The following is a 14,634-nucleotide window of genomic DNA, read 5'->3' on the forward strand; positions in this document are numbered from 1 at the left end:
CGGGACAGGAAACAGGGACGCTCAGGCGCCGAAGGCGGGCTTGAGTTCGCCTTGAGGATACCAATACACCTGGCCGTCACGCTCCTCGACCCGCAGAGGCTTCAGGCGCTTGCCGACGCAGGGGCCGCCGACACACTGGCCGTTGCGAGGCTCGTAGGCCGCGCCGTGGATCGAGCAGATGATCCAGCGCTTGTCGTCGTCCAGGAAACGGCCTTCCTGCCAGTCCATCTCGGTGGGCACGTGGGCGCAGCGGTTGAGGTAGCCAACCGGCTGGCCGTCGAAGCGCAACACGAAGGCCCGTGCGGGCCGGCCGTATTCGAGCAGGTCGAAGACATGGGCCAGGCCACCGTCCTCCAGGTCGGCGGAGGCGCACAGGGGTTCGGCAGGCAAGGTGTCGGACATCGGCGCGATCGGGGCGGGCTGGAAGGTGAAGGCTCGGGCTCAGGCGTGGCGCTGCAGCCAGTCGTGCAGTTCCTGCACGCTGTGGGCGACCACCAGCGGGTCGTGTGCCTGCAGCTCGGCCGGCTCGTGTGCGCCGTAGGCGACGGCGACGGCGGCGGTGCCGGCGTTCTTTGCCAGCATCAGGTCGTGGCTGGTGTCGCCGACCATCAACGTGCGCTCGGGCGGCACGTCCAGTTCGGCCATCAGCTCTTGCAGCATCTGCGGATGCGGCTTGGAGCGGGTCTCGTCGGCCGTGCGGGTGGCGTCGAACCAGCGCCGCAGGTCAGCGCCGTCGAGGGCCTCGTCCAGCCCGCGCCGGCTCTTGCCGGTGGCCACCGCGAGCTGGTGCTGGCGGCTGCGCAGGCTCTCCAGCAACTCGGGCACGCCCTGGAACAGGGTGATCGCGTGCTGCTCGCGGAAGTAGTGGTGGCGGTAGCGCAGGCCCAGCTCCGGATAGCGCTCGACGGGCAGGCCGGGCACCGCGCGCTGCAGCGCGTCCTGCAGGCCCAGGCCGATCACGAAGGCGGCCTGCTGGTCGCTCGGCACCTCGGCGCCCAGGTCTCGGCAGGCGACCTGGATGCTGCGCACGATCAGCGCGGTGGAGTCGAACAGCGTGCCGTCCCAGTCGAAGACGATGAGGTCGTAGCGGCGCATGGCGGTCAGGTCGTGGGGGCTGAAGGAGGCGTCGCGAGACGGGTGATCAGTGTCGCGCACTCCTCGGGCAGCGGCGCGGCCAGTTCGATGCGCGCCCCGCTGGCCGGATGGTCGAAGGCCAAGCGGCGGGCGTGCAGGAACATGCGGCCGAAACGCAGGCCGGGCAGGGCCTCGCCGCGCGCCATCGCCCGGTTGACGGCGAAATCGCCGTACTTGTCGTCGCCCACGATGGGGTGGCCGGCCTGCTGCAGGTGGACGCGGATCTGGTGGGTGCGGCCGGTCTTGATCGTCACGTCCAGCAGCGTGTAGCCGCCGCCCCGCTGCACCACACGAACCAGCGAGATCGAGCGCCGGCCGTCCGGGTGGTCTGCGGCGACGGCATGCACGCGGCGTTCGCCCTCGGCGTCGAGCGTCTTGTGCAGCGCGACATCGATCACCTTGAGCGACTCGGGCCAGTCGCCGATCACCAGCGCGGCATAGGTCTTGCCGGTGTCGCGCTGGCGGAACTGGTCCTGCAGGGCGGTCAGCGCGCTGCGCTTCTTGGCCACCAGCAGGATGCCGGACGTCTCCTTGTCCAGCCGGTGCACGAGTTCGAGGAACTTCGCCGTCGGACGGGCCCGGCGCAGTTGTTCGATCACACCGAAGCTGACGCCCGACCCGCCGTGCACGGCGACGCCGGCCGGCTTGGCGATCGCCAGCAGGTGCTCGTCCTCGAACAGGATGGGGAACTCGCGCGGCGGGACGCGGCTGGCGGCCTCAGCGGCGACCGCCGGATCGGCCAAGCGCAGCGGCGGCACGCGCACCACGTCGCCGCTGGCGACACGGGTGTCAGCGCTGGCGCGACCCTTGTTCACGCGCACCTCGCCGCTGCGGATGATCCGGTAGACCAGCGTCTTGGGCGCGCCCTTGAGCTCGCGCATCAGGTAGTTGTCCAGCCGCTGGCCCTCGCCAGCCTCGTCGACGACGAACTGGCGCACCTGGGCGGTGGCCGCCGTCGGTGTCGCCACCGGGGCCGGTCGAGCGGCCACCTTCGTCGGCTGGGTTGCCGTCGACGTGGTGCCCAGCGTTTTCCGTGCGGTTCGTGAACCACCGGAACGCGGGGACTTGGCCCCTATAATCCTCTGCACCACGTTCGCGTTGTAAGTGTTTGATTTGTCTGAGTTTAGCGGTGCGCATCGCATCGCAGACCGACGGCCTCCGGCCAGCGCCGCTTGAAGAGCGGCAAGCCGGACCGGCCTGCCCGAAGAGGACACCTGCAGCGTGGCGAGGGATGGCGCATCGGATCGGCCCCTCCGTTCGAGACCGGTCCGGTGCACCGACAACGATGATGCAGCGCGCCGCTGCGGCCCTGGTTCCGTCTCCCAAGGTGAGCCGGTGGAGGGCAGGGCGACGCGCCAGGGACCTCGCGGTCAGATCCCCCAAGTCAAGGTTTTTCAAGCCGCAGCCCTCGGGCTGGCGGGATGTCCCGGAAGTGCTGGGACGCCCGACAGCACCGGTCGCTGCGGTGAGCAGGTCGACACTCTAGCCGCCGAAGATGGCCGCCACCCCTCCAACCCCCCACGCAACCGACCCCCGCGCCCCGCGCGCCGGCCGCGTTGCTGCCCGGACCCTGCCGACTCGGCACGGCCCGGGCGATGGCTGTCTGCCGCGCCACGCGCGCGGCACGGCGGTCGGGCTGGAGGTGGGTGACACCATGGTGGCCGGAGCGCTCGACGGCGCGCCAACGCTGCGCGGCTGAGGCTTCCGGCCTCGATCGGTTGCCGGCACCTGCCGGTGTCCGGCCACGCAGTCCAGGGCGATTCCTTCTCGGTCGGACTGCGACGTTCTCGTGCATCGCGACGTGGCCGCAACTGCACCTCCCCGGGTGCGGATGTGGCAGTTCGATGGATGCTGTGCCGCCCACTCCCCTGGCGGCGCAGGCACGAGAGGAGTACGCATGAAACGCATGCTGATCAATGCCACGCAGCCCGAAGAGCGGCGTCTGGCGATCGTCGACGGCCAGAAACTGCTCGATTTCGAGACCGAGATCGAGGGCCGCGAACAGCGCAAGGGCAACATCTACAAGGCCGTCGTGACACGCGTCGAGCCTTCGCTCGAAGCCTGTTTTGTCGACTACGGCGAAGACCGCCACGGCTTCCTGCCGTTCAAGGAAATCGCCCGCACCTACTTCAAGGAAGGCGTCGCCGTGCGTGACGCCAAGATCCAGGACGTGATCGCCAACGGCCAGGAGCTGCTGGTCCAGGTCGAGAAGGAAGAGCGTGGCAACAAGGGCGCCGCCCTGACGACCTTCGTCAGCCTGGCCGGCCGCTATCTGGTCCTGATGCCCAACAACCCGCGCGGCGGTGGCGTCTCTCGCCGCATCGAGGGCGAGGACCGCGAGGAGCTCAAGGAGAACCTCGAGCAGCTCGAATACCCCAAGGGCATGAGCCTCATCGCGCGCACCGCCGGCATCGGCCGCAGCGCCGAAGAGCTGCAGTGGGACCTGAACTACATGCTCAAGCTCTGGACCGCCATCGACGAGGCGTCCCGGGGCGGCAAGGGCGCCTACCTGATCTACCAGGAGTCGTCGCTCGTGATCCGCGCGATCCGCGACTACTTCACCGCCGACATCGGCGAGATCCTGATCGACACGGACGACATCTACGAGCAGGCCAAGCAGTTCATGCTGCACGTCATGCCCGAGACCGCGAACCGCGTGAAGCGCTACCGCGACGACGCGCCGCTGTTCAGCCGCTTCCAGATCGAGCACCAGATCGAGACAGCCTTCTCGCGCACGGTTCACCTGCCCTCGGGCGGCGCGATCGTGATCGACCACACCGAGGCGCTGGTCGCCGTGGACGTCAACTCGGCCCGCGCCACCCGTGGTGGTGACATCGAGGAGACCGCCACCCGCACCAACCTCGAAGCCGCCGACGAGATCGCCCGGCAGTGCCGCCTGCGTGACCTGGGCGGCCTCATCGTGGTCGACTTCATCGACATGGAGGAAAGCAAGAACCGCCGCGATGTCGAACAGCGCCTGCGCGACGCGCTGCGCACCGACCGTGCCCGTGTGCAGTTCAGCTCGATCAGCAAGTTCGGCCTGCTGGAGCTGAGCCGCCAGCGCTTGCGCCCGGCGCTCAGCGAGGGCAATCACATCACCTGCCCGCGCTGCAACGGCACCGGCCACATCCGCGACACCGAATCGTCGGCGCTGCAGATCCTGCGCATCATCCAGGAAGAGGCAATGAAGGAAGGCACGGCCGCCGTGCACGTGCAGGTGCCCGTGGAGGTCACCAGCTTCCTGCTCAACGAGAAGCGCACGGAGATCACCAAGATCGAGCTCAAGCAGCGCACCACCGTGCTGCTGGTGCCCAACCGTCACCTCGAGACGCCGAACTACAAGCTCGAGCGCCTGCGCCACGACGATCCGCGCCTGGAGAACCTGCAGGCCAGCTACACGATGATCGAGGAGCCGGAGGAGGAAGTCGGCATCACCCGTCGTCGCGATGCCGGCGAGCGTGGCAAGGCCAAGCAGGAGCCGCTGATCAAGGGCGTGCTGCCCGACCAGCCGGCGCCGATCGCGCCGCCCAAGCCCGAGCCGGCGCCTGCGCCGGTCGTGGCCGCGCCCGTGCCGGTCGCTGCACCCGCGCCGGTCGCCGCAGCGGCCGCCGGTGGCGGCTTCTTCGGCTTCATCCGCAAGCTGTTCGGCGGCACGCCGGCAGCAGCACCGGCGCCCGTCGCTGCGCCGGCAGTGGCCGAGCCCGGCACCGCCGGCAAGGATGGCGCCAAGGACGGCAAGGACGCCCGTGGCGAACGTGGCGGTGACCGTGGCCGGGGCGGCCAGCAGGGCGGCCGTGGCGGCGAGCGCCGTCGTGGCGAACGTGGCGGAGAGCGCGGCGGCGAGCGCAACGAACGGGGCGATCGCCCGGAACGTGGTGAACGCGCCGGTGCGGACGCCGCCAAGGCCGAGGGCCGCGAGGGGGGGCGTCGCGGTGATCGTGGCGAACGTGGCGATGCCCGTGGTGGTGATCGTGGCGGCGAGCGCGTCGAACGCGCCGATCGTGGCCAGGAACGCCAGGGCGAACGGGGCGAGCGCCGTGAGCGTGGCGACCGTGGCGACCGTGGCGAGAACCGCGCTCCGCGCGCCGAACTGAACGTCAACGCCGCACCGACCGACCCGCTGAGCGCCGATCTGTCGGCCCAGGCGCTGGTCGACGCCGGCGCTGCGCCGGTGGCCGGCGAGACGGTCGAGCAGGGCAACGAGCGGCGTCGCCGCCGGGGTCGTGGGGGTCGTCGTGACCGCGAGGAAGGCGCAGAAGGCAGCGCGGGCAATGACAACGGCGACACCCAGCCGTCGGTCGATGCGGGCGAAGCCGGTGTCGTCGAGGCGGGTGCCGAGGCATCCAGCCCGGCGGTCGATGGCGACGGTGGCGAAGGCAACCGTGACGGCCGTCGCCGTCGCCGTGGCCGCGGACGCAACCGTGAGGCGGGCGAGGCGGGCGAAAACGGCGAGCTGAATGCCGAAGCCGGCGTCGAGACGCTTGCCGAGTCGAACGAGGCAGCCGCCGACGTCGCCGCAGCACCGGCCGCCCAGCCGGTGGTCGAGACCGGCACCGAGACGGTTACCGCGCCCGTTACCGCGCCCGTTACCGAGACCGTGTACGTCTCCGCCCCGCCGCCGGTCGCTGCACCGGTGCCGGCGCCGCGGGCGATCGTGGCCGAGCCGGTCGCACCGGTGGCCGCCGTCGCCGTGGCCCAGCCCTTCGAGCTGCCGATCGACACGCTGGCCAGCCTGGCCCGTGACGCCGGCCTGGAGTGGATCAACAGCGACGCCGACAAGGTCCGCTCGGTCCAGGACGCGATCGCCCGCGAGCCCAAGCCGGTGCACGTGCCGCGCGAGATCAAGCCGGTGGTGCTGCAGGACGACGGCCCGCTGATCCTGGTCGAGACCCGCCGAGACCTCGCTGGCGTCAAGCTGCCGTTCGAGGCCTGATCCTTGCGGCCGGGCGGTTCAGACGGCCCGGTCTGCGATGCAAGAAAAACGCGCCGCGCGGGTGACCGCTGCGGCGCGTTGTCGTTGGGGGGCGGGCGTTCAGTCGCGGGTGTCGGCGGCCAGCTGGGCGACCCGCTCCAGCGCACGCTGGTAGTCGCCGTCGTGCATCAGCTCGTCCCAGGGCAGTGGCGCGGTCTGCGGCAGCAGGCGCTGGCGGCGGTCCTCGCTGTCCGGGTCGGGCTGCCACAGACCGTCGTCCTCGGCCTCGTCCAGGGCGTCAAGCAAGGCGTCGAGCGTGCGGCCCCCGTCCACGTTGGACTGGTTGCAGACGAGGGCCAGGTCGCAGCCGGCCTGCAGCGCCTGCATCACCGCTTCGGGCATCGTCAGCTCGCCGTCCGGGCCGCTGCCGCGCAGGCCGGGCACCCGGCGAGCCGCGGCCATGCCGAGGTCGTCGCTGAAGACGGCTCCCGCAAAGCCGAGGCGGTCGCGCAGCACGTCTTCCAGCCAGACGCTGGAGAAGCCCGCCGGTCGCGTGTCGACCTGCGGGTAGATGACGTGCGCGGGCATCACCGCGCGCAGGCAGGTGCTCAGTTGGGCATAGGGCAGGGCGTCGTCGGCCAGGATGGCATCGAGGCTGCGTTCGTCGGTGGCGCTGGCCACATGGGTGTCGGCGCGGGCCCAGCCGTGGCCGGGGAAGTGCTTGCCGCAGTTGGCCATGCCGGTCTGTAAGAGGCCCAGCGCCAGGCTGCGGGCCAGCACGGTGACCATGCGCGCGTCGCGGCCGAAGGCGCGGCTGCCGATCACGTCGCTGCGGCCGTGGTCCAGGTCGAGCACGGGAGTGAAGCTCAGGTCGACGCCGCAAGCGCGCAGCTCGGCGCCGAGCACATGGCCGATCGCGGTGGCGGCCTCCATCGCCTGCAACGCGCCCGTGCCGGGCGGGCCGCCGTCGTCGCGCAGCCAGCGCTGGCCAAGCGCGCGCATGGCCGGCAGGGGCGTGTAGCCGTCTTCGCGGAAGCGCTGGACCCGGCCGCCTTCGTGGTCGACGCCGACCAGCAGGTCGGGCCGCAGGTCCTTCATCTCGGCGATGGTGCGGGTCAGCGCGGCCCGGCCGGACCAGTTGCGGCCAAACAGGATCACCCCGCCAACCCGCGGGTGGATCAGGCGGCGGCGGTCCTTGTCGTCCAGCGTGGAGCCGGCGATGTCGATGATCAGCGGTGCGTGCATGGGTCCTCGTTGCAATGCGGCATGAGACTCAATCGGGGATGCGTTCGACCACGACGAAGCTCACGGCGTAGTCGGTCTCGTCGGTCAGCGTCACATGGGCCTGCAAGCGGCGTTGCGCGAACCACTCGGCCAGGTCGCCGTGGAGGTGGATGCGCGGCTGGCCGGAGGGGTCGTTCAGCGTCTCGCAGCTGCGCCACTGCATCGGATGGTGCAGGCCCAGTCCGATGGCCTTGGAGAACGCTTCCTTGACGCTGAAACGCGTCGCCAGGTAGGACAGGCCCCGTGCTTCGACCCGGGCGCGGCGGGCGCGCCAGACCTGCAGCTCGCGCGGGCCCAGCACACGTTCGGCGAAGCGGTCGCCGCGCCGGCCCAGCGTGGCGGCGATCCGGCGGATGTCGCAGATGTCGGTGCCGATGCCGTAGATGCCGGCCGAGAACGCGCCGCCCACGTCGTGCCTCAGCCTTGCCGCGCGTGGGCCCGCTGGATGCAGGCGAGGTAGGCGCGGATGGTGGCCGGGAAGCCCAGCTCCAGCGCGTCGGCGGTCAGCGCATGGCCGATCGAGACCTCCTGCACGCCCGGCACGGCAGCCAGGAAATCCGTCAGGTTGTCGCGGTTCAGGTCATGGCCGGCGTTGATGCCCAGGCCGACGGCCAGGGCCGCTTCGGCGGCAGCGGTGTAGCGGGCCAGCACCGCCGTCTGCTGCGGCGTGCCCCAGGCCGAGGCGTAGGCCTCGGTGTAGAGCTCGATGCGGTCAGCGCCGACCTCGCGGGCGGCCCGCATCATCTCGGGGATCGGGTCCATGAACAGGCTGACCCGCACGCCCAGTTCGTGGCATTGCGCGATCAACGGGGCGAGCCGCTCGGCGTCATCTGGGAAGGTCCAGCCATGGTCCGATGTGAACTGGCCGACCGAGTCCGGCACGAAGGTGGCCTGGTGGGGCCGGACCGCCCTGATCACGTCCATCAGGTTGTGGAAGGGGTTGCCCTCGATGTTGTAGTCGATGTGCGGCCAGGCCTTGAGCAGCGCGTCCAGATCGGTCACGTCGTGGCTGCGGATGTGGCGCTCGTCGGGTCGCGGGTGCACCGTGATGCCCTGCGCGCCGGCCTCCAGCGCCAACGTGGCCATGCGGGTCACGCTGGGGATGCCAAGGTGGCGGCTGTTGCGCAGCAGCGCGACCTTGTTGAGGTTGACCGACAGGACGGTGAGCAGCGCGCCGGCATGCGCTTCGGAGGCGACAAGAGGGTTCATCGGGACGGGCGTGGGCAAGATCGTGGAAGGCTGTCTGGATGATGCCTCAGCGCCCCGGCCCGCGATCGAGCAGCTGGGCCAGCTCCACCATCAGCGCGCGGGTGCGCAGCATCGAGGTGCCGAGGTGCTCGTGCAGCAGCGCGCGCAGCTGGCTCTTGAGCTCCTGCGGCGCGCCGGTGCAGGCCTGTTGCAGGGCGTCGCGGTCGTCGGCCTGCAGAGCGGTCTGCAGCGCCAGCAGCACCGCGCCGCTGATGCCGGCGTCGTGGCTGGATGTCGCCGTGCAGACGCCCGCATCCGACAGCAGCATGTGGCGAGCGGCGGGCTGGACCGGCTGCTGCGTGGCAGTCACGCGCGCCAGGTCGGGGAGCACGCCGGAGTCGGCCAGGAAGACCAGCTCGAAGGCCCGCAGTGCGGCGGCGGCCATGGCCTCGTCGGCGTCCTCGCGCGAGCGCACCAGCGCGGCCAGCGTGCTGGCATAGGCGTCGAACAGGTGGGGATGCGGGTCGTGCCGGGCGACGCCACGCAGCAGCAGCTCGTTGAGGTGCAGGCCCGACAGCAGTGCCGCGCCGCTCAGCATCGGCCCGCCGCCGGCCCATTCGGCGCTGCGCAGCAGCTGGACCTCGGCGCCGCCTTCGAGGCGCTTGTTGCCCAGTTGCAGGTGCAGGCGCTGGAAGGGCAGCAGCACGCTGCGCAGCTGCGAATAGGGTCGCTTGGCGCCCTTGGCCAGCGCGACGACGCGGCCCAGTTCGCGGGTCCAGACCTCGAGGATCAGGCTGGACTCGCTCCAGTCGTGCGTGTGCAGCACATAGCCCGACAGCGGCTTCGCGGCCGATCCGCCAGCCGTGCCGCCGGACCGCCGCGACGTTGCCATGGCTTATTCGTAGCCGTAGCTCTTCAGGCGCTGCTCGTCGTCGGCCCAGCCGGAGCGGACCTTGACCCACAGCTCCAGAAAGACCCGGCCGTCGGTTAGCCGTTCCAGCTCGGTGCGGGCTTCGGTACCGATGCGCTTGAGGCGCTCGCCGCCCTCGCCGATCACCATGCCCTTGTGGGCGTCGCGCTCGACCACGATCGTGGCGCTGATGCGGCGCAGCCGGCCTTCCTCGACGTACTTGTCGATCTGCACGGTGGACGTATAGGGCAGCTCGTCGCCGGTCAGTCGGAACAGCTTCTCGCGGATCAGTTCGGAGGCGAGGAACTTGTCGCTGCGGTCGGTCAGCGCGTCCTCGTCATAGAACCAGTCCTGCTCGGGCAGGTGCGGCCGCACGATGCCCAGCAGGCGGCGCGCGTCGGGCACCTTCTGCGCGGTCAGCGGCACGAACTCGGTGAAGGGGTGACGCTCCTGCATCTGCTGCAGCCAGGGCAGCAGGTCGGCACGGCGGTGGACCATGTCCAGCTTGTTGGCCACCAGCAGCGTCGGCTTGCCCGGCGGAATGAGGGCCAGCACCTTGGCATCGTCCACGCCGAAGCGGCCTGCCTCGACCAGGAAGAGCACGATGTCGACGTCGGCCAGCACCGACTGCACGGTCTTGTTGAGGTTGCGGTTCAGCGCCGCCGTGCCGCGCGTGGTGTGGCGGGTCTGGAAGCCGGGCGTGTCGACGAAGACGAACTGGGTGTCGTCCTCGGTGCAGATGCCGGTGATGCGATGGCGAGTGGTCTGCGCCTTGCGCGAGGTGATGCTGACCTTCTGGCCGATCAGCGAGTTCAGCAGCGTCGACTTGCCGACGTTGGGCCGGCCGACGATGGCGATCAAGCCGCAACGACGGCCCGGCACGCTGGAGCCGAAGCTCAGCGGCAGCGCGACGCCGGGCTCGTCGTCGTCGACGTCGGCATCCTCGTCGTCGTCCTCGAACTCGTCTTCGGCGACCTCGTCATCGTCGCCCTCCAGCACGAGGTGGTCGGCCGCGTCGTCTTGCGGGTCCGGCGTGCCGGTGGCTTGGTCCTCGGGCACGGGGTCCGGAGCGACGTCTTGGGGGTCAGGGTTCATTCGTGGGTGCGGCTGAGCTGGTCGAGGACCAGGCGCGCGGCTTCCTGTTCGGCGGCTCGGCGGGAACGGCCTTCGCCGCGGCCTTCGATGCCATGTTCGACCACGCTGCAGACGACCACGAAGGTCTGGTCATGGGCGCGGCCACGGGTGGCCTCGATGCGGTAGTCGGGCACGCTGAGGCGGCGCGCTTGCAGCCATTCCTGCAGCTGGGTCTTGGCGTCCTTGGCCCAGGCCTGCGTCGCGGTCTCGATCACCAGCGGCTCGAAAAGGCGGCGAACCAGGCCCTGCGCGGCCGCGTAACCGGCATCGCGGTAGACCGCGCCGATGATGGCTTCCATCGCGTCGGCCAGGATGGACGGCCGCTGTGCACCGCCGCCACGGGCTTCACCTTCGGACAGGCGCAGCTCCTGCGGCAGGGCCAGCGACAGCGCGATGCGGTGCAGCATGTCCTGGCGGACGAGGTGGGCGCGCACACGCGTCAGGTCGCCTTCGGGCGAGTCGTCGAAGTGGTCGAACAGCAGGTCGGACACGGCCAGGTTCAGCACTGCGTCGCCGAGGAATTCGAGCCGTTCGTTGTGGTCGGCGCCATGGCTGCGGTGCGTCAGCGCACGCACCAGCAGGCCGCCGTCGTTGAAGACGTGGCCCAGGCGCGCCTGCAGGTGATCGAGCGAGGCAGTGGACACGGTAGGCGTCAGGCGTGAAGGTGTTGCGGATTCAGCGCGAGCTGCCGCGGTACTTGATCAGCAGGTAGACCGGGCCGAACAGCTCGACCTCCTTGTCGTAGCCGAAGCTGACAACCACGCGCTCGTCGTTCTTGGTGATCTCGAGGTCGGCGCCCGAGACCGAGGTGATCGAATATTCGATGCTCTTGTGCCGGTCGAAGGCGGCGCGGATCTCCGGCACGGTGTTGCCGCCGGTCTTGGAGATCTTCTCGACCGCACCGAGGATGGTGTAGTACTCGTTGACCGTGGGCAGCACGCGCAGCGTCACGATGCCGGCCATGGAGACCAGCGCGGCCCAGAACAGCAGACCGATCATCGTGATGCCGCGCACCGCCGACCGGTGTGAGGTCGGACGGACGAGGGACGTGCGGGTGACTGCGTTCATGGATCGACTCCTCAGCGGAAGCTGCCGATGCGTTTGACGTTGCCGAAGTTCATCCAGACGAAGAACGCGCGGCCAACGATGTTCTCGTCGGGCACGAAGCCCCAGAAGCGCGAGTCCTCCGAGTTGTCACGGTTGTCGCCCATCACGAAGTAGTGGCCCGCCGGTACCTTGCAGGTCACGCCCTCGGCGCTGTAGGTGCAGGCATCCGCATGTTTGTTCAGACGGGCGCGCATGCCATAGCTCGACGGCAGGCGGGGCTCGACCAGGATGCGATGCGGGCGGTCGTCGAAGGTCTCGCGGAACATGGGCGAGTAGCCGCGACGGTCTTCCTCGTAGTAGTCGTCCAGACGCTGCAGCGGCACCGGCTGGCCGTTGATGCTGAGCTTCTGGTTGGCGTAGGTGACGGTGTCACCGGGCAGCGCGACGACCCGCTTGATGAAGTCGATGCTCGGATCGACCGGGTAGCGGAACACCATCACGTCACCACGCTGCACCGGGTTGTTCTCGATGATCTTCTGGTTGATCACCGGCAGGCGCACGCCGTAGTGGAACTTGTTCACGAGGATCAGGTCGCCGATCTCGAGCGTCGGGATCATCGAGCCAGACGGGATCTTGAAGGGCTCGAACAAGAAGGAGCGCAACACGAAGACGATCAGGATCACCGGGAACAGGCCGGCGGTCCAGTCCAGCCACCAGGGCTGGGCCAGCACCTTGTCGCGCGCTTCGGCGAGGTTGCTGTCGACCTGGGTGATGCCCATGCGCTGCAACTCGGCGCGGCGCTTCGCGTCCTGCGCTTCGATCGCGCCGGCAGCGGCCAGCCGGCGTGGCAGGAAGACATAGCGCTCGGCCAGCCAGTAGCCGAGCGTCACGAGGGTCAGGATGAACAGCAGCAGCGAGAAATTGCCGCTCCAGCGGCCGAGATACCAGCCGGTGCCGTAGAACAGCAGGCAGGCGTAGAGGATGCCGGTGAGGGTTGCCATCGGGGGTCCGGTTGGATCAGTCTTCGACCTGCAGGATCGCGAGGAAGGCTTCCTGCGGCACCTCGACGGAGCCGATCTGCTTCATGCGCTTCTTGCCGGCCTTCTGCTTCTCGAGCAGCTTGCGCTTGCGGGTGATGTCCCCGCCATAGCATTTTGCCAGCACGTTCTTGCGCAGCGCCTTGACGTCCTCGCGGGCGATGATGTTCGCGCCGATGGAGGCCTGGATCGCCACGTCGTACATCTGGCGCGGAATCAGCGTGCGCATCTTGGCCACCACCGCGCGGCCGCGGTACTGGCTTTGCGAGCGGTGCACGATCATGGCCAGCGGATCGACCCGGTCGCCGTTGATCATGATGTCGACCTTGACGACGTCGGCAGCGCGGTATTCCTTGAACTCGTAGTCCATCGAGGCATAGCCGCGCGAGACCGACTTCAGCTTGTCGAAGAAGTCCAGCACGATCTCGGCCAGCGGCAGCTCGTAGGTCAGCATGACCTGCTTGCCGTGGTAGGCCATGTTGAGCTGCACGCCGCGCTTCTGGTTGGCCAGCGTCATCACCGCGCCGACGTACTCCTGCGGCATGTAGAGGTGGACCGTGACGATGGGCTCGCGGATCTCCTTGGTGCGCGCCACCTCCGGCATCTTGGAGGGGTTCTCGACCTCCATGACCGTCCCGTCGTTGAGCTCCACCTCGTAGACCACGCTCGGCGCGGTGGTGACAAGGTCTTGGTCAAACTCGCGCTCGAGCCGCTCCTGCACGATCTCCATGTGCAGCAGGCCCAGGAAGCCGCAGCGGAAGCCGAAGCCCAGCGCCTGCGAGACCTCGGGTTCGTAGCGCAGCGAACTGTCGTTGAGCTTGAGCTTCTCGAGCGCGTCGCGCAGCTGGTCGTATTCGCTCGACTCCGAGGGGTAGAGACCTGCGAACACCTGCGGCTGGATTTCCTTGAAGCCCGGCAGGGCCACGGTCGCCGGGCCGGCGTTGTTGGGCAGCTTCTTTTCCAGCGTGACCGTGTCGCCGACCTTGGCGGCGGCCAGTTCCTTGATGCCGGCGATGATGAAGCCGACCTGGCCGGCCTTGAGAACATCCCGGTTCTCGCTCTTGGGCGTGAACACGCCCAGGTGCTCGATCGGATAGACCGTGTTGGTGGCCATCATGCGGATGCGCTCGCCCTTGCGCAGTTGACCGTCGACCACGCGCACCAGCATCACGACGCCGACGTAGTTGTCGAACCAGGCGTCGATGATCATGGCGCGCGGCGCGCCGTCGGCGTCGCCCTGGGGCGGCGGCATGCGGGTGATGACGGCTTCCAGGATCTCGTCGATGCCCATGCCGGTCTTGGCCGAGCAGGGGATCGCGTCATCGGCATCGATGCCGATGACGTCCTCGATCTCCGCCTTGGCGTTGTCCGGATCGGCCGAGGGCAGGTCCATCTTGTTGAGCACGGGCACCACTTCCACGCCGAGGTCCAGCGCGGTGTAGCAGTTGGCCACCGTCTGGGCCTCGACGCCCTGGCTGGCGTCGACCACCAGCAGCGCGCCCTCGCAGGCCGACAGCGAACGGCTGACTTCGTAGCTGAAGTCGACGTGGCCGGGGGTGTCGATCAGGTTGAGGTTGTAGATCTCGCCGTTCTGGGCCTTGTACTGCAGCGCAGCGGTCTGGGCCTTGATGGTGATGCCGCGCTCGCGCTCGAGGTCCATCGAGTCCAGCACCTGGGCCTCCATCTCGCGGTCGCTGAGGCCGCCGCAGCGCTGGATGATCCGGTCGGCCAGCGTGCTCTTGCCGTGGTCGATGTGGGCGATGATGGAAAAGTTGCGGATGTGGTCCATGGAACTCGGTTGACGCCACCGGCGTCGTCACAGCGGCGCAGCGCCGTTGCGGGAGGGGCTCACACCGCCGGGCGGTGTGGATGCGGGCAGTGCCTGGGCTGTGCGGTCCGGCCGGGCCCGGCGGGCACCTGACGCAGCTCAAAAAAAAGGCACGTCGAAGCGGTGACGCGCCTTCCAACAAAAAGGTATGGCAACTGCT

At 69.2% G+C, this 14,634-nt stretch carries 13 protein-coding genes; 1 reads left to right on the forward strand and 12 read right to left on the reverse strand.

Features of this window, described 5'->3' with window-relative positions:
* Positions 1-21 precede the first annotated feature (21 nt).
* Genes EV685_RS18075 through EV685_RS18085 form a run of 3 tightly spaced genes read right to left on the reverse strand, consistent with a single transcriptional unit; the run spans position 22 to position 2,072 of the window.
* Complete coding sequence (locus EV685_RS18075; RefSeq protein WP_130483462.1) at positions 22-402, reverse strand: Rieske (2Fe-2S) protein; 381 nt, start codon at positions 400-402, stop codon at positions 22-24.
* 39 nt (positions 403-441) lie between these two features.
* Entirely contained in the window at positions 442-1,095 is a 654-nt protein-coding gene (locus tag EV685_RS18080) for an HAD family hydrolase (protein ID WP_130483463.1), read from the reverse strand.
* Positions 1,096-1,100: 5 nt separating this feature from the next.
* Positions 1,101-2,072, reverse strand: coding sequence for an RluA family pseudouridine synthase (locus EV685_RS18085; RefSeq protein ID WP_130483627.1), 972 nt, complete (start codon positions 2,070-2,072; stop codon positions 1,101-1,103).
* A 959-nt stretch (positions 2,073-3,031) separates the two neighbouring features.
* Here EV685_RS18085 and EV685_RS18090 point away from each other — a divergent pair.
* On the forward strand, positions 3,032-6,067 hold the full coding sequence (locus tag EV685_RS18090) for an Rne/Rng family ribonuclease (protein WP_130483464.1): 3,036 nt from the start codon (positions 3,032-3,034) through the stop codon (positions 6,065-6,067).
* Between the two features lie 99 nt (positions 6,068-6,166).
* Here EV685_RS18090 and nagZ read toward each other — a convergent pair whose 3' ends face one another.
* The 9 genes from nagZ to lepA are packed head-to-tail and all read right to left on the reverse strand — an operon-like array spanning position 6,167 to position 14,435.
* Positions 6,167-7,291, reverse strand: a complete 1,125-nt coding sequence (nagZ, locus tag EV685_RS18095) for a beta-N-acetylhexosaminidase (RefSeq protein WP_130483465.1) — start codon at positions 7,289-7,291, stop codon at positions 6,167-6,169.
* Positions 7,292-7,319: 28 nt separating this feature from the next.
* A complete protein-coding gene (gene acpS / locus EV685_RS18100; protein ID WP_242615660.1) occupies positions 7,320-7,739 on the reverse strand; it encodes a holo-ACP synthase in 420 nt (139 codons plus the stop codon).
* Positions 7,740-7,747: 8 nt separating this feature from the next.
* Positions 7,748-8,539 carry a pyridoxine 5'-phosphate synthase gene (locus tag EV685_RS18105; RefSeq protein WP_130483466.1) on the reverse strand — a complete coding sequence of 264 codons (792 nt, stop codon included), beginning with the start codon at positions 8,537-8,539 and terminating at the stop codon, positions 7,748-7,750.
* 46 nt (positions 8,540-8,585) lie between these two features.
* Positions 8,586-9,410, reverse strand: coding sequence for a DNA repair protein RecO (recO, locus tag EV685_RS18110; RefSeq protein ID WP_130483467.1), 825 nt, complete (start codon positions 9,408-9,410; stop codon positions 8,586-8,588).
* Between the two features lie 3 nt (positions 9,411-9,413).
* Positions 9,414-10,523, reverse strand: a complete 1,110-nt coding sequence (era, locus tag EV685_RS18115) for a GTPase Era (protein ID WP_242615661.1) — start codon at positions 10,521-10,523, stop codon at positions 9,414-9,416.
* Positions 10,520-11,206: a ribonuclease III gene (gene rnc / locus EV685_RS18120; protein WP_130483468.1), complete on the reverse strand. Its 687-nt coding sequence runs from the start codon at positions 11,204-11,206 to the stop codon at positions 10,520-10,522. The genes era and rnc overlap by 4 nt, the downstream gene beginning before the upstream one ends.
* Before the next feature lie 31 nt (positions 11,207-11,237).
* Positions 11,238-11,630 carry a DUF4845 domain-containing protein gene (locus EV685_RS18125; protein ID WP_130483469.1) on the reverse strand — a complete coding sequence of 131 codons (393 nt, stop codon included), beginning with the start codon at positions 11,628-11,630 and terminating at the stop codon, positions 11,238-11,240.
* An 11-nt stretch (positions 11,631-11,641) separates the two neighbouring features.
* Positions 11,642-12,610: a signal peptidase I gene (gene lepB, locus EV685_RS18130; protein WP_130483470.1), complete on the reverse strand. Its 969-nt coding sequence runs from the start codon at positions 12,608-12,610 to the stop codon at positions 11,642-11,644.
* A 16-nt stretch (positions 12,611-12,626) separates the two neighbouring features.
* Positions 12,627-14,435, reverse strand: coding sequence for a translation elongation factor 4 (lepA, locus tag EV685_RS18135; protein ID WP_130483471.1), 1,809 nt, complete (start codon positions 14,433-14,435; stop codon positions 12,627-12,629).
* Positions 14,436-14,634: the final 199 nt, after the last annotated feature.

It is taken from the genome of Sphaerotilus mobilis, from assembly GCF_004216565.1.
Taxonomy (GTDB): Bacteria; Pseudomonadota; Gammaproteobacteria; order Burkholderiales; family Burkholderiaceae_C; genus Sphaerotilus; species Sphaerotilus mobilis.